The 16,528-nt window shown below is 69.2% G+C and carries 17 protein-coding genes; 6 read left to right on the forward strand and 11 right to left on the reverse strand.

The window, feature by feature from the left end:
• Positions 1 to 23: 23 nt before the first annotated feature.
• Genes JOE30_RS06800 through JOE30_RS06820 form a run of 5 tightly spaced genes read right to left on the reverse strand, consistent with a single transcriptional unit; the run spans position 24 to position 2,346 of the window.
• A complete protein-coding gene (locus tag JOE30_RS06800) occupies positions 24 to 671 on the reverse strand; it encodes a hypothetical protein (RefSeq protein WP_204869919.1) in 648 nt (215 codons plus the stop codon).
• Complete coding sequence (locus JOE30_RS06805) at positions 668 to 1,246, reverse strand: hypothetical protein (protein ID WP_204869920.1); 579 nt, start codon at positions 1,244 to 1,246, stop codon at positions 668 to 670. Before JOE30_RS06805 ends, JOE30_RS06800 begins: the two co-directional genes overlap by 4 nt.
• A 22-nt stretch (positions 1,247 to 1,268) precedes the next feature.
• Positions 1,269 to 1,541, reverse strand: a complete 273-nt coding sequence (locus JOE30_RS06810) for a DUF4235 domain-containing protein (RefSeq protein WP_204869921.1) — start codon at positions 1,539 to 1,541, stop codon at positions 1,269 to 1,271.
• Positions 1,538 to 1,909, reverse strand: a complete 372-nt coding sequence (locus tag JOE30_RS06815; RefSeq protein WP_204869922.1) for a DUF3618 domain-containing protein — start codon at positions 1,907 to 1,909, stop codon at positions 1,538 to 1,540. The genes JOE30_RS06810 and JOE30_RS06815 overlap by 4 nt, the downstream gene beginning before the upstream one ends.
• A complete protein-coding gene (locus JOE30_RS06820; RefSeq protein WP_204869923.1) occupies positions 1,906 to 2,346 on the reverse strand; it encodes a phage holin family protein in 441 nt (146 codons plus the stop codon). The genes JOE30_RS06815 and JOE30_RS06820 overlap by 4 nt, the downstream gene beginning before the upstream one ends.
• Before the next feature lie 147 nt (positions 2,347 to 2,493).
• Here JOE30_RS06820 and JOE30_RS21650 point away from each other — a divergent pair, with 147 nt between their 5' ends.
• Complete coding sequence (locus tag JOE30_RS21650) at positions 2,494 to 2,673, forward strand: DUF2613 domain-containing protein (protein WP_235579024.1); 180 nt, start codon at positions 2,494 to 2,496, stop codon at positions 2,671 to 2,673.
• Positions 2,674 to 2,678: 5 nt separating this feature from the next.
• On the forward strand, positions 2,679 to 3,695 hold the full coding sequence (locus tag JOE30_RS06830; protein WP_204869924.1) for a DUF3068 domain-containing protein: 1,017 nt from the start codon (positions 2,679 to 2,681) through the stop codon (positions 3,693 to 3,695).
• Here the strand turns inward: JOE30_RS06830 and galK are convergent.
• The 4 genes from galK to JOE30_RS06850 all read right to left on the reverse strand — a co-directional run bounded on the left by galK (position 3,686) and on the right by JOE30_RS06850 (position 8,345).
• Entirely contained in the window at positions 3,686 to 4,843 is a 1,158-nt protein-coding gene (gene galK / locus JOE30_RS06835) for a galactokinase (protein WP_204869925.1), read from the reverse strand. The two genes, JOE30_RS06830 and galK, sit on opposite strands and share 10 nt — an antisense overlap.
• Positions 4,840 to 5,985: a galactose-1-phosphate uridylyltransferase gene (gene galT, locus JOE30_RS06840; RefSeq protein WP_204869926.1), complete on the reverse strand. Its 1,146-nt coding sequence runs from the start codon at positions 5,983 to 5,985 to the stop codon at positions 4,840 to 4,842. The genes galK and galT overlap by 4 nt, the downstream gene beginning before the upstream one ends.
• 54 nt (positions 5,986 to 6,039) lie before the next feature.
• Positions 6,040 to 7,494, reverse strand: coding sequence for a hypothetical protein (locus tag JOE30_RS06845; RefSeq protein WP_204869927.1), 1,455 nt, complete (start codon positions 7,492 to 7,494; stop codon positions 6,040 to 6,042).
• Between the two features lie 77 nt (positions 7,495 to 7,571).
• Positions 7,572 to 8,345 carry an ABC transporter ATP-binding protein gene (locus JOE30_RS06850; RefSeq protein ID WP_204869928.1) on the reverse strand — a complete coding sequence of 258 codons (774 nt, stop codon included), beginning with the start codon at positions 8,343 to 8,345 and terminating at the stop codon, positions 7,572 to 7,574.
• 85 nt (positions 8,346 to 8,430) lie between these two features.
• Here JOE30_RS06850 and JOE30_RS06855 point away from each other — a divergent pair, with 85 nt between their 5' ends.
• The 4 genes from JOE30_RS06855 (at position 8,431) to JOE30_RS06870 (ending at position 11,328) form a co-directional block, all read left to right on the forward strand.
• Positions 8,431 to 9,117 carry an SOS response-associated peptidase gene (locus JOE30_RS06855; RefSeq protein ID WP_204869929.1) on the forward strand — a complete coding sequence of 229 codons (687 nt, stop codon included), beginning with the start codon at positions 8,431 to 8,433 and terminating at the stop codon, positions 9,115 to 9,117.
• Between the two features lie 68 nt (positions 9,118 to 9,185).
• The gene (gene pnuC, locus JOE30_RS06860) at positions 9,186 to 9,815 is read left to right on the forward strand and encodes a nicotinamide riboside transporter PnuC (protein WP_204869930.1); all 630 of its coding nucleotides are present in this window, start codon (positions 9,186 to 9,188) and stop codon (positions 9,813 to 9,815) included.
• Complete coding sequence (locus JOE30_RS06865) at positions 9,812 to 10,864, forward strand: AAA family ATPase (RefSeq protein WP_204869931.1); 1,053 nt, start codon at positions 9,812 to 9,814, stop codon at positions 10,862 to 10,864. Before pnuC ends, JOE30_RS06865 begins: the two co-directional genes overlap by 4 nt.
• Positions 10,861 to 11,328: an SRPBCC family protein gene (locus JOE30_RS06870; protein ID WP_204869932.1), complete on the forward strand. Its 468-nt coding sequence runs from the start codon at positions 10,861 to 10,863 to the stop codon at positions 11,326 to 11,328. The genes JOE30_RS06865 and JOE30_RS06870 overlap by 4 nt, the downstream gene beginning before the upstream one ends.
• Positions 11,329 to 11,671: 343 nt before the next feature.
• Here the strand turns inward: JOE30_RS06870 and JOE30_RS06875 are convergent, their stop codons facing one another.
• Both JOE30_RS06875 and JOE30_RS06880 read right to left on the reverse strand, forming a co-directional pair.
• Positions 11,672 to 12,592 (reverse strand): type IV toxin-antitoxin system AbiEi family antitoxin domain-containing protein, encoded by a 921-nt coding sequence (locus tag JOE30_RS06875; RefSeq protein ID WP_204869933.1) that lies wholly within the window; start codon positions 12,590 to 12,592, stop codon positions 11,672 to 11,674.
• 296 nt (positions 12,593 to 12,888) lie between these two features.
• Entirely contained in the window at positions 12,889 to 16,326 is a 3,438-nt protein-coding gene (locus tag JOE30_RS06880; protein WP_204869934.1) for a (Fe-S)-binding protein, read from the reverse strand.
• Positions 16,327 to 16,528 lie beyond the last annotated feature (202 nt).

Below are 16,528 nucleotides of genomic sequence, written 5' to 3' on the forward strand. Positions count from 1 at the left end.
AGACGGTGAGTCGACGGGCGGTGTCAGCTGTCCTTCGACGCCTCCGCGACGTCCGCCAGGCGCTCGGCGTCGTCGCGCTTCTCGGCGGCGTCCTCGAGCTTGTTCGCCGCGTCCTCGATCTCCTCGGTGCGCGGAGCCTTGGCCTCGGCCTCACGGCGTTCGACCTCCGACAGCTTCGCCTCGCGCTCGGCCTCGGCCGCCGAGATCCGCTTGTCGGCGATGTCGTCGGCGCGCGACTTGCGGTCCTCGAGTCGCGCGGTGGCCTTCTTGCCCGCGGCGACCTTGTTCTCGATCTCCTGGTCGGCCGCGTCGGTCGCCTTCTCCTCGGCGGTCTCGCGAGCCTTCTTCGCCCGCGTCGTCGCGTCGTCGACTCGGTTCTGCGTCTCGCGCGTCGCCTGCGCACGCTTCTCTCGCGCCTGCGCCTCGAGACGGGTGGCCTTCTCGAGATCCGCCGCCGCGCTGCGCATCTTCTGGCCGCGCTGCGCGAGGTCCTCGTCACCCAGGACGGCACCCGCGGTGGCGTCGATGCTTCCGACGATCTGCTGGTACGTCGCGCGGACCGGACCCTCGGCGTCGAGCCGACTGATCACGGTGGACTCGAACGCCTGCAACGGAAGTCGGGCGATCGAGTACTGCAGTCGCAGGATCCGGCGGGGCAGGGACAGACTCACTTGGTCTCCTCGGTGTCGGTCGACGCGGCTTCGCGCTCGGCCCGGGCGGCGCGCTCGCGTGCCTGCGCCGCTTCCTGCTCCAGCGCGTCGGCCTCGTCGAGTTTCTCGTCGTAGTCGCTTCGCGCAGCGGAGATCTCGTCAGCCGCACGGGCCTCCTCCTGCTGCCGCTCGCTGGTGGCCTCGGCGATGCGCCGTTCCGACTGCGCCTCGGCGGCGACGCGACCCTGCTCGGCGTCACGCATCGCGTCGGCCGTCGCGGTCTCGTGCGCGCGGAGCCGATCGTTCTGTGCCGCAGCCTCGGTCGCGTCGGTACGGTCCTCGACGGACTGCCGTGCGACGTCCGCCTCGGCCTCCGTCTCGGCGATGTCCTGCTGCGCCTCCTCGATCTCGAGGGCGGCGGCGGTCTCGGTGGCCTCGGCCTCCCGGCGGCGTTCCACCTCGGCCTGCTCGAGCCGGCCGCGATCGGCGAGCTCGTCGTTGTTGATCACGGCGCCGGCCACTTCCTTGACGCGGCCCTTCACCTTGTCGACGAAATCGCTGCGCGCCTCGGAGGCTGCGCCCTGATTCTCGGTCACGAAAGGCTCCTTCTGATGATCGTCACTTGGGGTCTTCCTTGGCGAGTGCACGGAATCCCTTGGCGCCGGCGCGGTCGACCCCGGCCTTGACCAGCCCGTACACGACACCGTGCAGCGCTGCGGCGATCAGGACCTCACGGTTGCTGCGTGAGAGGTCCTTCGGATCGGGCATCTCGGCGTCGTTCTCGCCGACGCGCTTGTAGATCTGGTTGAAGATCTGTCCGGCGAGCAGGCCACCGGCGATGCTCGTGGCCAGGGAGAGCGGCTTGTAGAACGCCTTCGACGTGCTGGTCATCGGCCGGCCAGGATGTCGAGGACGCTCTGCTGACGCAGCGCCTTGCGAGCACGGCGACGACGGACCAGGGCCACGAGCACCACGGCGGCGAGTGCGCCGGCGAGCGAGATGCCCGCGACCTGCGGGTTCTCCTTCACCTGTGCGACACCCTGCTGTGCCTTGGCGACGCCCTGCTGAGCGACCTCCTGCACCTTCTCCGTCGACTCGTGGGCTGCGGCGGAGACGCGAGCGGGCACGTCCACCTTGGCGGCGAGCGCCTCGACGGTCTCGGCCAGCTCTTCGCGCTGCTGCTCGACGGACGGCGGCTCGGCATCGGCCTCGGTGCGCAGGGCGTGACGCGGTTCGGACGCGTCCTTCGGGTCGGTCATGAGTGAGCCTTTCGGGCGTTCTGGACGGTCTCGACGTCGCGCTGGACGCTGGCGACGGTGGCGGCAGGTGCGGGCGGAACGGCCTTCTTCGCCTTGGTCGCGCCGACCTTGGCGAGGATGCCGCCGACGATCAGCAGGACGACGGCGACGATCAGTGCCGCGAGCCACGGATCGAGGGCCGTCGCCAGGCCGAGGACGGCGGTGGCGACGAGGGTCGCGAGGCCCAGGAACAGCAGCAGGGCGCCGGCGCCGGAGACACCGATGCCGACTCCGAGCTTGGTGCCCTTCGACTTGACCTCGTCGAGTGCGCTGCTCACCTCGGTGCGCACCAAGGTGCTCACCTGCTGGGTCAGACGCTCGACCAATTGCACGGTGGACAGATCGGCCGCGGCCGGTGTGCCGCCGCCCGTATCGCTCGTGTGCCGGGTTTCGTTCATGAGCCGGGTTGTACCCGCCACCCGACCGGGCGAAACGGGAGCCTCCAGAGGTCCGCGCCCAGATCGTGGACTGTTCACAATGTCGGGACGGCCTCGAGCGGTGTCCGAAATGACACAGTTGGACGTCGGGGATCGGATGTGGGGGACGTGGCTGTGAGAAGTGTCGTGGTGCCGGCTGTGGCGAGCCTGCTCGTGGGTGGGGTGTTGTCCGCCGGCGCGGTGGTGGGCCTGACGTGGTCCGCCGAGGAGACCGTCCGGCCGGAGCCGGTGGTCACCGCCGATCCGTCGGCCTCGGTGCTCGGCGACGTGCAGTACGGGAGCAGGTGACCGACGTGGCGCGACCGACCCTCCTGCGCGGCAGCGCGTGTGTCCTGCTCGCGATCGGCAGTGCGGCCGTGGTGGGGGCCGTCATGCTGCCCACCTACGTCGAGCACCGACTCGCGGTGACTCCCCTGGACATTCGCACCACGACGGTCGCGGTCACCGATCCGGGAACCGGCGGCGACGTGCTCGACGCGACGTCCATCACGCGTCCCGGCCCGTTGTCCGTGGCCACCGGGATCCCGCTGGTGGTGCAGCGCTTCATCACCACCGAGGATCCGAGCGACGCGGATCGCGTGACGTTCCAGTCCGGCGCGACCGTGCGCCGTGCGGACCGGGAGGGCGACGCCGGTCTGCTGACCGCCTCCGTCGACCGGGTCACCGTCGATCGACGCACGTCGCAGCCGGTCGATCCGGTGGCGTCCTTGCAGACCACCGTCGGCAAGCCCGCCATTCCGGTGCCGCGGACCGGATATCAGCAGCGCTTCCCCTTCGACACCCAGCCGATCACGTACTCGGTCTACGACGCGACGGCCTGGACGAGCTTCCCTGCCGAGTTCGTCGAGGAGATCTCGATGGACGGGCTCCCGGTCTATCACTTCCGCACGCAGGTCACCGGTGCCGATCTCTCCGAGACGACGCAGTCGCCGATCAACTCCGTGACGCTGCCCGCGTCGAAGTGGGGGCTCGAGGGGCTCGGTGAGCAGTCGATCACCATGAAGCGGTACTACTCCACCGTCCGCGACATCTACGTCGAGCCGCGCAGCGGCAGTCTCGTCGGCGGTCGTGAGCAGCCCTACCAGTACTTCGCGCGTGACCCTGCCGTTCCGGAGGTCACCGTGTTCAAGGCGACCCTCGGGCTCGACGAGGGCGGGCAGAAGGAGCAGCTCGACCGCGCCCGCGAGTCGGCCACCAAGCTGATGTGGCTCACCGACCGGGGTCCCGTGCTCCTGTGGTCCGTCGGCGGTGTCGGTCTGATTCTGGGTGCGGCGCTTCTCGTCGTCTCGGGTCGGCGTCCTCAGCGCTGACGGTGCGCTGCCCCGGACGGGGTGGCGGTGAGGAAGGTCGGGGTGGGCAGCCCGGCTGCCGACGCCGCCTCGGTGACCGCATCCGCGACCGCCTCGGTGCGCGTCCGGTCGACCAGGGCGATGGCCGAACCACCGAACCCGCCGCCGGTCATCCGGGCTCCGAACGCGCCGGCGTCCAGCGACGCCCGGACGGCGGAGTCGAGTTCGGGCGAGCTCACCTCGTAGTCGTCACGCAGTGATCGGTGCGACGCGGTCAGCAGCGTTCCCAACGCCGTGAGATCGGGTGTGCTGTGCAGAAGTTCGGCCGCCTGCTCCACGCGGACGATCTCGCTGGTGACGTGCCGGACGCGTGCCGCCGACACCGGATCGGTCATCGCGGACGCCGCCGCCTCGGGGTCGAGGCCACGCAGAGTCCTCACGCCGAGGTCGGCGCAGGCCTTCTCGACCGACGCGCGCCGCTGTCCGTACTGACCGTCGACCAGTCGATGCGGTGCGTTGGTGTCGATGACGAGGATCTCCGCGTCCGGGAGACCGAGCGGGATCTGCCGGGAGGAGAAGTCGAGACAGTCCAGCAGCAGCGCGTGGCCCGGTTCCGCGAGCATCGCGATCGACTGATCCATCCCGCCCGTCGACGCGCCGGCGATCTCGTTCTCGGCGCGGATGCAGGCGTCGATCAGGGTCCGCCGGTCGGCATCGAGATCGAACAGGTCCCGGAGTGCCACCGCCACAGCACATTCGAGCGCGGCAGAGCTGGACAGTCCCGAACCCACCGGCACGGACGAGTGCACGGCGATGTCGGCCCCCTCCGTCAGCCCCAGCGCCCACGCGACGCCGGCGACGTACGCGCCCCACCCGTCCGGGCTGCCGGGGGCGATGGCGGACAGTGCGATTCCCCAGTGCTCGTCGGAGCCGGTCGACGCGGCCCGCAGCACCGCGCCGTCCCGTCGGCGGGCCGCGACGGCAGTGACGTAGGGCAGGGCGAACGGGAGGACGAGGCCGCCCGCGTAATCGACGTGTTCGCCGATCAGATTGACGCGCCCCGGAGCGATCCATACCCCGTCGGGTTCGTCGCCGAAGGCGGTGCGGAACCGTTCGACGGCACCGTCGGCGAGCTCGGACTCCTCGATGACCGGCAGCCACGCGGTCACGCGAGCACCTCCCGGAACCGATCCGCGATGGCCTCGGGTGTCGTGTCGTTGATCCACGCGCCCATGGCGGACTCGGATCCGGCCAGGAATTTCATCCGTCCGGGCGATCGCATCATCGAGAACAGCTGCAGATGCAGTCGCCCCAGATCACGGTCCGCACCGACGGGCGCCTGATGCCAGGCGGCGATGTAGGGCACCTCGTCGACGCCGACGAAGAAGTCGTCGACCGCACGCAGCAGGTCGCGATACACGCCGGCCAGCGCGTCGCGTTCGGCCGTCGACAATGCGGCCAGATCGGGAACGGCGCGGCGCGGGGCGAGGTGCACCTCCACGGGCCACCGTGCGGCCGCCGGAACGTAGGCCACCCAGTGCTCGGTGTCGACGACGATGCGGCGGCCGGACCGCAGCTCGGTGGCAAGCACGTCGGACAGCAGCGAGCGACCGGTGCGGTCCCGGTGCAGCCGGGACTGCCGGATCATCGCGTCGGTCCTCTGCGGCAGGTACGGGTAGGCGTAGATCTGCCCGTGCGGATGAGTGAGGGTCACCCCGATCTCCCGGCCGCGGTTCTCGAAGCAGACCACCTGGCGCACCCCGGGGAGGGCGGACAGCGCCTCGGTGCGGTCGGCCCACACGTCGACGATGGTGCGCACCCGGTGCAGGTCGAGGGAGGCGAACGAGGCGTCGGGGTCACTGGCGAAACACACCACCTCGCATCGGCCCGTACCGGCAGCGAGCGGCCAGAGCTCCTCGTCGTCGACGTGCGACGGAAGGTGTTGCGCCGCTGCCGACTGCGCGAGGGAGGGGAAACGATTCTCGAAGACCACGACGTCGTAGTCGGCAGCGGGGATCTCGGTGGGCGGGCGTCCCGGGCGGCTCGGCGCGAGCGGGGACGCGTCGGGCGGGGGGAGGAACGTGCGGTCCATCCGTTGCGCGGCGATGGCCACCCAGTCGCCGGTGAGCACGTCGAGTCGTATTTGCGACAACGACTCCGACGCGGGGAGGGGGCGCGTGTCCACCAGGTCCCGCGTCTTCTCCCCGGACACCCAGGGCTCGGAGTCGTCGAAGTACAGCAACTCTCGACCGTCGGCGAGGGTGGTGCTGGTCTTGCGAACGGCGTGCGTCGACGGTTCGTGCGTGGTCATGCGTGTGTGTTCCTCGCTCTCGGTTCCCCGGACACATCGTGCACGGAATCGCGATCAGGCGTTGACGGTTGCGAAGATCTCGGGGCCGCGACTGGCCACCAGAGCCACGGCTCGACGCCGGGCCACCGCCACGATGCATCCGCCGAGCACCAGGGAGACGACGGGCGCGAGCCAGACGAGGACACCCGGGAGGGCCAGCGCGATCAGGACGCCGGGCAGGCACAGGAGTGCACCCCCGGCCATCACGGCGAGCGTCCACCCGATCGCACGTCCGGTCATCGACCCGCGGGAACTGAACGCACTTCCCGCGGTCTGTCCTGCGACCACGTACGGGCTGGCTGCCGACTGCACGGCGCCGGCCGCGGCGGTGGCCAGGGACGCGGCCGCGACGACGGCGACCGCCACGGGAAGAGTGCGCGGCGACGGATCGCCGACGAGGCGACCGAGGGCCGTTCCGACGGCGCCGAACGCACCGGCCACCACGGCCGCGATGACGAGTCGCGCGTCGATGACGCGTCGCGCCACACCCGGCACGGATGTCACGCGCCATGCTGCTGCGCCGTCGAGGCCGTACGAGTTGGCGAATATGCTGCTCGTCAGCAGGATCACGATCGGTGCGCCGTACTGCAGGCCGTAGATGTCGGTCGAGGTGGCCATGAGCACGACTCCGACGAGCAGGAACACCCCCGGCATCGTCAGCAGTCCCACTCGGCGCGGATCGACCAGCAGCAACCTGGTCTCGGCGGCGATGGCCGTGGCCATCGGTCCACGCGCGCGGAACGCCGTCGTCCGACGGCGGTCGGTCCGGGAGCGGGGCGGCGTGCTGTCGAGCGCGGCGGACACCGCCGAGGTCCACCACCGCACCACCAGCGTGCCGAGCCCTGCGAGCGCGACGACGACGAGGACGGGCACCCACCACCTCCCGTCGTCCACTGCCTCGCTCGACACCGCCGCCCATCCCGTCGGCAGGACGCGCACCGCGGTGCGCAGGACGGTGTTGTCGGCGAACGACGTCGAGACGTTGCCGAGCAGGAGGAAGGCCGAGTACGCGGCCGCGGCGACGACGGTGCCACCGACGGTCGCGACGATGCGTCCGCGCGGAGTGCGCGATGCCGCGTCCAGGCGGAGGACGGCGACACGGGACACGGCGAGCGCGACACCGGCGGTGAGCAGGGCGATCACGGCGGCCACGATGCGTGACACGGGCGAGGCGTCCGGAACCGCGACGGGCGTGAGCGCGAGGCCGGCGACGAGAAAGACGGTCACCCCGCTGCGCACACCGATGAGGGCGAGGGCCCTCCGGAGATCGTCGGCACGCACCGGTAGGTGGCGCACGTGCGCCGGGACGAGTCCGCGGTCGCCCACTCCGGTGAGCAGGGGAGCGACGATGGTGAGGACGACCACCACCGCAGCGCACAGTGCGGCCAGGGTGGTGCGTGCCGACGGCTGTGCACTCAGTGTGATCGCGTACATCGCCCCGAGCGACGCGATGGCGCTGAGTACGATCACGATGCGGGCACCTGATCCGGTTGCGGCCCGGCGTATCTCGCGATCCAGCGACAGCAGCGTGCGAATCGGCGCGCTGATCATGAGCCCAGCCACGGCAACTCGGCCGCCTGGTCACCGCCGCCGACCGCGTCGAACAGCGCGCCCTCGAGGGTTCCGCCGGCGCGCACGTCGTCGATCGTGCCGGCGGCCAGTAGTGAGCCGCGAGCGAGAATGGCGACGTGCGAGCACATCTGCTCGATGAGCGGCATCGAGTGGCTCGACACCACCGCGGTGCCGCCCCGCGCGACGAAACGTTCCAGAAGGTGCCGAATGGTGCGGGCGGACATGGGGTCCACCGCCTCCAACGGCTCGTCGAGCACGAGGAGCCGCGGTGAGTGGATCATCGCTGCGGCCAGGCCGATCTTCTTCTTCATCCCGGCGCTGTAGGTGGAGACCGCGCGGTCACCGGCCTCGGCGATGTCCAGCACCGCGAGCAGTTCCTCGCAGCGTTCGTGCGCCACCGCCGGATCGAGACCGTGCAGCACTCCGACGTAGTGCAGTGCGCGCCGACCGGGCAGAGCCTCGGGGAGGGACGGCCCGTCGGGAAGCAGTCCGACGCGTCCGCGGGCAGCGACCGGGTCGGCCCACACGTCGTGACCGTCGATCCACACCTGCCCGGCGGACGGGCGCACGATGCCCGTCGCCATCGACAGGAACGTGGTCTTGCCCGCTCCGTTGGGTCCGACCAGCCCGTACAGCGTGCCGGCCGGTACGAACAACGACAGGTCGTGCACCGCCGGTGCGCTCCCGTCGTACTGCTTGCTCAGCCCCCACGACTGCAGCGCGCCGGGTGTCTCGTCCACGGTCGACATGCGAACCCCCTCGTCGGTTGCGGTACTTTGCGACACTAATCAGACCGCCTGGCATGTCGCCACCCGAGCGGGGCAGAATCGAGGCATGTGCGGTCGCTACGCCAGTACCCGGTCCGACGACGACCTGTCGTCCATCTTCGATGCCGCCGTGGCGCTGGGGGAGGCGCCGGAACCGTCGTACAACGTGGCGCCGACCGATCCGGTGCGCATCGTGCTCGAGCGTGGGGACGAAGCACGTCAGCTGCGCACGGTCCGATGGGGTCTCATCCCGTCCTGGGCGAAGGACCGGAAGATCGCGAGCAGGCTGATCAACGCACGGTCCGAGACCATCACCGAGAAGCCGGCGTTCCGGAAGGCTGCGGCGAAGCGGCGCTGCCTCATTCCCGCCGACGGGTACTACGAGTGGGAGAAGCGCGAGGGGAAGAAGATCCCGCACTTCCTGCACACGGACGGTGTTCTCGCGATGGCGGGTCTGTACGAGCTGTGGCCGGATCCCGCACTGCCCGATGATGATCCGGCCAAGTGGGTGTGGACCACGACGGTGCTCACCACCACCGCGACCGACGCGCTGGGGCACATCCACGACCGGTCGCCCGTCGTGGTCCCTGCGGACATGCGTGATGCCTGGTTGGACCCGACGCTGACCGATCTGGGCGCGGTCGCGGACCTGGTCCAGTCGATCCCCGAGCCGCATCTCTCGCCCTACGAGGTGAGCACTGCGGTGAACAGTGTGCGCAACAACGGTCCGGAGCTGCTCGAGCCGGTGGCCTGAGCGGGCCCGGGTTGCACTTCGATCACTTCTGCGCGATGCTTAGCGCATATTAACGCTAAGGAGGCGTCATGACCCTGATCGAGTGGCTCGGATCCACCGCGTTCGTGTCCTTCGGGGCACCCACGTCGTGGGTCGAGGTGGTCGGATTCGTCACGGGCGCCACCTGTGTCGTCCTCGTCGCGCGGCAGTCGGTGTGGAACTGGCCCATCGGTATCGCCAACAATCTGGCGTTCGTCCTGCTGTTCTTCGGCGCCGGGTTGTTCGCCGACGCGGCGCTGCAGTTCGTCTACATCGCTCTCGCCGTGTCCGGATGGGTCCTGTGGGTCGGCGGCGGCACGCAGGGGCCGCTGGTGGTCACGTCCACCAGCCGTCGGGAATGGTGGTGGCTCGGCGCCGTCGGCGTGACGGCCACGCTGGCCATGACGTGGTTCCTCGACACCGCGACGACGTCGGTGGTGCCGTTCTGGGATGCGGTGACCACGGTGCTGTCACTGCTGGCGACGTGGGGCCAGGTGACGAAGCGTCGAGAGTCCTGGTTCCTGTGGATCGCCGCGGACGTCGTGTACGTGCCGCTCTATCTCTACAAGGACCTGGTCCTGACCGGTGTCCTCTACCTGGGATTCATTGCGCTGTGCGTGGCCGGGCTGCGGGCGTGGACACGGTCGATGACTCCTGCCGGCGTCGAGGTGCCGGCATGACGCACGCGCTGATCATCGGCAAGTTCTATCCGCCGCACGTCGGTCACCACGCGATGGTCCGGTTCGCCGCCACGGTGGCCGACCGGGTGACCGTCGTGGTGATGGCAGCCACCGTGGAGTCGGTGTCTCTGCGAGACCGGGTGGCGTGGATGACCGAGTCGCACGCCGGCGACGAGACGGTCACGATCACCGGCATCGTCTGCGATGCGCCTATCGACCACACCTCACGGGCCGTCTGGGCGGCGCAGGTGGCATGTATGCGCGCGGCCGTCGGGAACGAGCCCGTCGACGTGGTGGTCACCAGCGAGCCGTACGGCGAGGAACTGGCGCGGTGGTTCGACGCTCGCCACGTGCCGTTCGATCTGCCGCGCAGCGCCTTCCCGGTGTCCGGGACCGCGTGTCGACGCGACCTCGCCGCCTCGTGGCGGTTCCTCGATGCGCCTGCCCGTGCGGGCCTGGCGACGCGCATCGTCGTCCTCGGATCGGAGTCGACGGGCACCACCACTGTTGCCGGCGCGCTGGCCGCACACTTTCGAGAACGGTGGCCGGACACCGAGTGCGTCGACGAGTTCGGGCGGCAGGACACCGTCGACAAGGCTTCTCGTGCCGGGTCCGTCGACGACATCGTCTGGACCGGTGACGACTTCGCCCGGATCGCGCGCACCCAGTCTGCCCACGAGGACGCGGCCGCACGGCGCGGATCGCCCGTACTGATCTGCGACACCGACGCGTTCGCGACGACGGTGTGGGAGCGGCGGTACCTCGGCCCCGAGTCGCACCACGCCGTCGCCGATGATCGACCCGCGGTGTATCTGGTGACGGATCATCACGGAGTTCCGTTCGTGCAGGACGGCATTCGTGACGGTGAACAGGTGCGGGCCGAGATGACCGGGTGGTTCCTCGACGCGCTCACGCGCACCGGACGCTCGTGGGTGCTGCTGACGGGGAGCCGCGAGGAGCGTCTGCAGTTGGCGATTCGGGTGGCGGAGCAGGAACTTCGGCGGCGAACCACCTTCACGGCGCCGCTGGGCGGCATACTCGAGGCATGACCGCACTCGAGCATTCCGACTCCATCGTGATCGCCGCATCTGCCGACGCCGTGTACGCCCTCGTCTCCGACGTCACACGGACCGGGGAGTGGAGCCCGATCTGCCAGGAGTGCTGGTGGAACGACGGCGGCAGCGCCGACGTGGTCGGGTCCACCTTCACCGGACGCAACGTCACCGCCGACCGCACGTGGGAGACGGTCTCGACCGTCGCCGTCGCCATCCCGGGCACCGAGTTCGCCTGGCTCGTCGGCGACTCGTTCGTGCGCTGGGGATACACCCTCGAGGCGATCGACGAGAACTCGACGCAGCTCACCGAATCGTGGCTGTTCACCGAGCAGGGGATCGAGTACTTCCACACGAAGTTCGGCGACCGCGCGCAGGAGGAGATCGAGAACCGTCGAGCGAACGCACTCGACGGAATTCCCCGCACGCTCGCCGCGATCAAGGCGATCGCCGAGTCGTAGGGGGTGTTGTGGGGCTGCAGGGGGTGCGTTCGCGGGCCTGCAGGGGGTGTGCACACCTGTCGTGGTGAGTGCACACCCTTCGCTGCAGGCTGCAGAGGGTGTGCGGTTGATGCAGGGGGTGTGGGCTCTGTCGGTGTGCGGCTCCGGGCCTGCAGGGGTGTGCACACGGGTTGTGGTGAGCGCACACCCTTCGCTGCAGGCTGCAGAGGGTGTGCGGTTGATGCAGGGGGTGTGGGCTCTGTCGGTGTGCGTTCGGGTGTCTCGGCTCCGGTCCTGCAGGGGATGTGCACACGGTCCATGGTGAGCGCACACCCTTCACTGCAGGCTGCAGAGGGTGTGCGGTTCATGCAGGGGGTGTGCGGTTTCGGGCAAGTGCTCGCCGTATGCGGTCGATGATGATGTCCGGCGTAGCCAAGTCCTGCCACGTCCAGCGCACCACCGTGTAGCCCGCGTCGCGCAGTGCATCCTCGCGGAGCTTCTCCCGCCAGAGCACGTCGGCCGGGGTCTCGCCGGCAGGAACCAGCCGTCCGTACTTCACGCGACCGTCGAACTCGCCGATCACGTTGGAGCCGTCCACCAAGAAGTCGACACGGTAGAACGTGTTGCCGCACTTGATGGTCTGCTGAGTGGAGACCGCGAAACCTGCAGTGCGTAGCAGCACGCGACTGCGTGATTCGCCGACACTCTCGGACCCGGCGTCCATGAACAGCGCGACGCGGTGGGCTCGCGCATGGCCACTGCGGGTGGGGCGTCGGGCGAGTATTTCCTCGACCTGCGCACCGGCCAGTCCGAACCGACGTGCTGCATCGTCCGCCGCGCACACTGCTTCCTCGAACGGCAGGCAACAGGCCAGATCGGCAATGGTGCGGCTGACGGTAGTCGAGCGGATCCCCGCCACGTCGGTGACCTCGTCGACGTCATAGGGCGACGCATGAACGTGACGCACGGGGCCCGTACGACCGCCTGTCCGCCGGTTGCGCGTGATGTGAACTGCGGAGAGGGGCACGTTCCACACGTCGATGCCGTGAGCGATCGCTGCCGACGCATGGCTCAGCACTGCGTCGGGCGCCAGGTTGCCCGTCGTCATCATCGTGCGCGCCAGGAGGAGGTGGCGTTCCTTGTCGGTGAGGTTCGCGATGTCGTCGGAGCTGGCATAGGCACCTCGGCGTACGCGCATGAGATCTCCGGTACGGCACATGCGCCGCAGTTCGGAGTCCGTGTAACCCTGAGTCAGTGCCTCCGAGCGGGAGGTGATGCGTGCCATCGGTCGATCGTTGCCGACGAGGACCTCTTCGATCGGTGCCCGTGCGCCCGCTGTGGACAGCGCGGACCCTGTGGATGAGCGAGCGCACACCCCCTACATCGAGTGAACACGTCTTCCGGCGTGCTGCAGGCGGTGTTCGGTTGGTGCAGGGGGTGTTCGGTGGGGAGGTCTGGCAGCTGGTTGCTGGTCGCCGCACTCGTCGGCCAGCGGCAGGGTGTGTGCACACGCCGGCTCTAAAGCGAACACCCCCTCCAGCGTGCTGAAGGGGGTGTTCGGTTGGTGCAAAGGGTGTCCGGTCAGGATTTCTTGCCCGGTGCCTTCGCGCCCGACTTGAACCCGAGCCCACCGGCCTTGGGCTGCGGCGGCGCTGGGGTACCCGCGGACTCGGCCGGACCGTTCGACTTGGCCGCACCGTTCGACTCAGCCGCACCGTTCGACTCCGGCGTAGGAGCGGCCGTGTCCTCGGGTGCCTGCTCGGCGGGCACCTCCGGCTCGGGTGCTGCGGCAGGTGCCTCCGGCTCGGGTGCTGCGGCAGGTGCCGCGGATCCCGGTACCTTGGCGCCGGGCTTCTTGAACCCGGACTTCACGGCGAGACCCTTGGCCTTGACGGTCGGCATGGACTCCGACGCCTGAGCCGGTGCCGCAGCCGAAGCAGGCGCCTCGGAAGCGGGAGCAGAAGCCTCGGGTGCCTCAGCAGAAGCAGAATCCTCAGCCGCGGGAGCCGATGACGCGGGGGCCGCCGACCCCGGTGCCTTGGCGCCGGGCTTCTTGAACCCGGACTTCACGGCGAGACCCTTGGGCTTGACCGTCGGCATGGACTCCGACGCCTGAGCCGGTGCCGCAGCCGAAGCAGGCGCCTCGGGAGCAGGCGCCTCCGAAGCAGACGCCTCGGGAGCAGACGCCTCGGGAGCAGACGCCTCGGGAGCCTCGGAAGCGGGAGCCGATGAAGCAGGAGCCGCCGAGCCCGGTGCCTTGGCGCCGGGCTTCTTGAACCCGGACTTCACGGCGAGACCCTTGGGCTTGACCGTCGGCAACGACTCCGACGCCTCGCCGGCCGACTCGGCCGGTTCCGGCTTCTCGGCCGGAGCAGCTGCGGCGGATCCCGGTGCCTTCGCGCCCGGGGGACGGCCCTTGAGCTGCAATCCCTTGCCGCCCGGTGCCTTCGCCTTGCCTGCCATGCCCAGGCCCTTCGGCTTGGACGCGTCGGCGGCGTCGTCACCGTCGGCGTTGGGCGACTCGGCGGGCTTGGCCGGAGCCTTCGCGCCGGGTGCCTTGGCTCCCGGAGCCTTGGCCAGGCCCTTCATCTTCAAGCCCTTGCCGGGCGCGGGGGCTGCGGGATCGCCACCCGCTGCGGCCGTCTCGATCTCCTCGACGCGGCCCTTCTCCTCCGCGGCGGCGACGTCCTCGGTGGCGACGGACTCGGCCTTGGGGGTGTCGACGGGCTCCTCGGCAGGCACGACCACTGGCTTGGCCCGCGGCACCACCTTGATGTTCTCGCCGAGCTGCGCGGAGTCCAGGCGCGTGATCGAGCTGAGCAGCATCTGCGAGACGTCGATGACCTCGACGTTGTCGTTACCGCCGGCCTCCTGACGCGCGGTGACACCGTCGTTGAGCATGACGCGGCAGAAGGGGCAGCCGGTCGCGATCTTCTGCGTCGCGGTAGTGCTGCCACCCAGGGTGTCCAGCGCTTCGTCGACGCGGTCGATGTTGATCCGCTTGCCGATCTTCTCTTCCATCCACATGCGAGCACCGCCGGCGCCGCAGCACATGGAGCGCTCGCCGTGGCGCGGCATCTCCTTGAGCGTGGAGCCCGACGCCGCCATCAGCTCGCGCGGTGCGTCGTACACCTTGTTGTGGCGACCCAGGAAGCACGGGTCGTGGTACGTGACGTCCTCTTGCACCGAGGCCACCGGGACCAGCTTCTTGGCCCGCACGAGGCGGTTCAGCAACTGAGTGTGGTGCACGACCTCGTACTTGCCGCCCACCTGCGGGTACTCGTTGCCGAGTGCGTTGAAGCAGTGCGCGCACGTGACGACGATCTTGCGACGGCTCTCGTCGACACCTTCGAACACGGAGTTCAGGGTCTCGATGTTCTGCATCGCGAGTTGCTGGAACAGGAACTCGTTGCCCGCGCGGCGAGCGGAGTCACCGGTGCAGGTCTCCTCGGCGCCGAGCACCATGAACTTCACGCCCGCGGTGGCGAGCAGTTCTGCGACAGCCTTGGTGGTCTTCTTCGCGCGGTCCTCGTAGGCGCCGGCGCAGCCGACCCAGAAGAGGTACTCGAAGTCCTCGAAGCTGTCGGCGTCCTGGCCGAAGACCGGCACGTCGAAGTCCAGCTCCGAGATCCAGTTGGTGCGGTCCTTGGCGTTCTGGCCCCAGGGGTTGCCCTTGTTCTCCAGATTCTTGAACAGTCCGGCGAGCTCGGTGGGGAACTCCGACTCGATGAGCACCTGGTAGCGACGCATGTCGAGGATGTGGTCGACGTGCTCGATGTCGACGGGGCACTGCTCGACGCAGGCGCCGCAGTTGGTGCAACTCCACAGCACCTCGGGATCGATGATGCCGCCGAGGCCGCCGTCGAGGGTGGTCTCGCCGACCAGCGGGCGCTCGGCCTCGTCACGGGCGGCCTGCGGGATCTTCGCGAGCTTGGCCTCGTCCGGCTTGCCGTCCGCGTCGACCAGGCCGATCTCGTCGCCCGCCATGTCCTTGCGGCCACCGGCGAGCAGGTACGGCGCCTTGGCGTTGCCGTGGTCGCGGAGCGAGGTGATGAGCAGCTTGGGTGAGAGCGGCTTGCCCGTGTTCCACGCCGGGCACTGCGACTGGCAGCGGCCGCACTCGGTGCACGTGGTGAAGTCGAGCCAGCCCTTCCAGGTGAAGTCTTCGATCTTGCCGGCACCGAACGCGTCGACGTCGGGGTCGGCCTCCTCCATCTCGAGGACCTTGCCGCCGGACATCATCGGCTTGGCCGCGCCGAGCGCGACTCCGCCGTCGGCCTCACGCTTGAAGTAGATGTTGAAGAACGCGCTGAAGCGGTGCCATGCGACACCCCACGTGATGTTGCGGCCGACGATCAGCAGCCAGACCATGCCGGACATGAGCTTCACGAAGGCGAAGATCGAGACCAGGACCGCGCTCGCGGGGAGCAGCTTGGCCAGGTTCATGGTGAAGAAGTCGGTCCACGGGTTGGCGTGGCCGTAGGTGGCGATCTTGCCGGCCTTCACGAAGATCATGCCGAGGCCCTCGAGCAGCACGACGAACTCGACGAAGTAGGCGGCGCGGAAGTTGGAGCCGGAGAAGCGGGACAGGCGCTCGGGGGAGCGCGGGTGGTTCCGCTGCCGGATGATCATCAGCGTCACGATGCCGATGACGGTGCCCAGACCCAGGATCTCGTCCATGAGGTGGTAGATCGCGAGGTCACCGATGAGAGGCCAGTGGAACTCGGGGTTGAACGTCTGCCCGTAGGCCTCGAACCACAGGATGGCGCCGAGCATGAAGCCGACCATGACCAGCCAGTGCGCCCAGCCCACCGAGCGGAACTTGTTCATCCGGGTGTGCGCAGCGAACTCGATGCACATCTGCTTGAACCGCGGAACGAACGGTCGCAGACGGGTCCTGTCCGGCTGTCCCAGCGCGATGGATCGCACCATCATCGCGGCACCGCGGAAGAAGTAGGCCCAACACACGATGCTGAGCAGGGCACCGACGGTGCCGAGGGTGATCGTCAGGGCATTCATGACGCTGCCTTTCTTCGGCGACGGTCATTCCGTCGCCCTACGCTTCCGGCCGGCCACAGGGGGCGGTCCGATGGTCAGCCCGGATGCATCGGTCCCACTCGAAGTTACCAGCCGGTAACCACGAGAGTTCTACCGACCGGTAACTTAGCATTTCGGTCGACATCACCGCAGGTCGGACGGAGGGCTGGTCCGTCCTGCACAC

This window comes from Rhodococcus sp. PvP016, assembly GCF_017832185.1.
Classification (GTDB): Bacteria; Actinomycetota; Actinomycetes; order Mycobacteriales; family Mycobacteriaceae; genus Rhodococcoides.

Excerpts from the sequence above, each read along its gene's own strand:
- JOE30_RS06810 (WP_204869921.1), bottom strand. The coding sequence starts at position 1,541 with ATGACCAGCACGTCGAAGGCGTTCTACAAGCCGCTCTCCCTGGCCACG.
- JOE30_RS06865 (WP_204869931.1), top strand. The coding sequence starts at position 9,812 with ATGACGCACGCGCTGATCATCGGCAAGTTCTATCCGCCGCACGTCGGT.
- JOE30_RS06855 (WP_204869929.1), top strand. The coding sequence starts at position 8,431 with ATGTGCGGTCGCTACGCCAGTACCCGGTCCGACGACGACCTGTCGTCC.
- pnuC (WP_204869930.1), top strand. The coding sequence starts at position 9,186 with ATGACCCTGATCGAGTGGCTCGGATCCACCGCGTTCGTGTCCTTCGGG.
- JOE30_RS06850 (WP_204869928.1), bottom strand. The coding sequence starts at position 8,345 with ATGTCGACCGTGGACGAGACACCCGGCGCGCTGCAGTCGTGGGGGCTG.
- JOE30_RS06870 (WP_204869932.1), top strand. The coding sequence starts at position 10,861 with ATGACCGCACTCGAGCATTCCGACTCCATCGTGATCGCCGCATCTGCC.
- JOE30_RS06880 (WP_204869934.1), bottom strand. The coding sequence starts at position 16,326 with ATGAATGCCCTGACGATCACCCTCGGCACCGTCGGTGCCCTGCTCAGC.
- JOE30_RS06815 (WP_204869922.1), bottom strand. The coding sequence starts at position 1,909 with ATGACCGACCCGAAGGACGCGTCCGAACCGCGTCACGCCCTGCGCACC.
- JOE30_RS06820 (WP_204869923.1), bottom strand. The coding sequence starts at position 2,346 with ATGAACGAAACCCGGCACACGAGCGATACGGGCGGCGGCACACCGGCC.
- JOE30_RS06875 (WP_204869933.1), bottom strand. The coding sequence starts at position 12,592 with ATGGCACGCATCACCTCCCGCTCGGAGGCACTGACTCAGGGTTACACG.
- galT (WP_204869926.1), bottom strand. The coding sequence starts at position 5,985 with ATGACCACGCACGAACCGTCGACGCACGCCGTTCGCAAGACCAGCACC.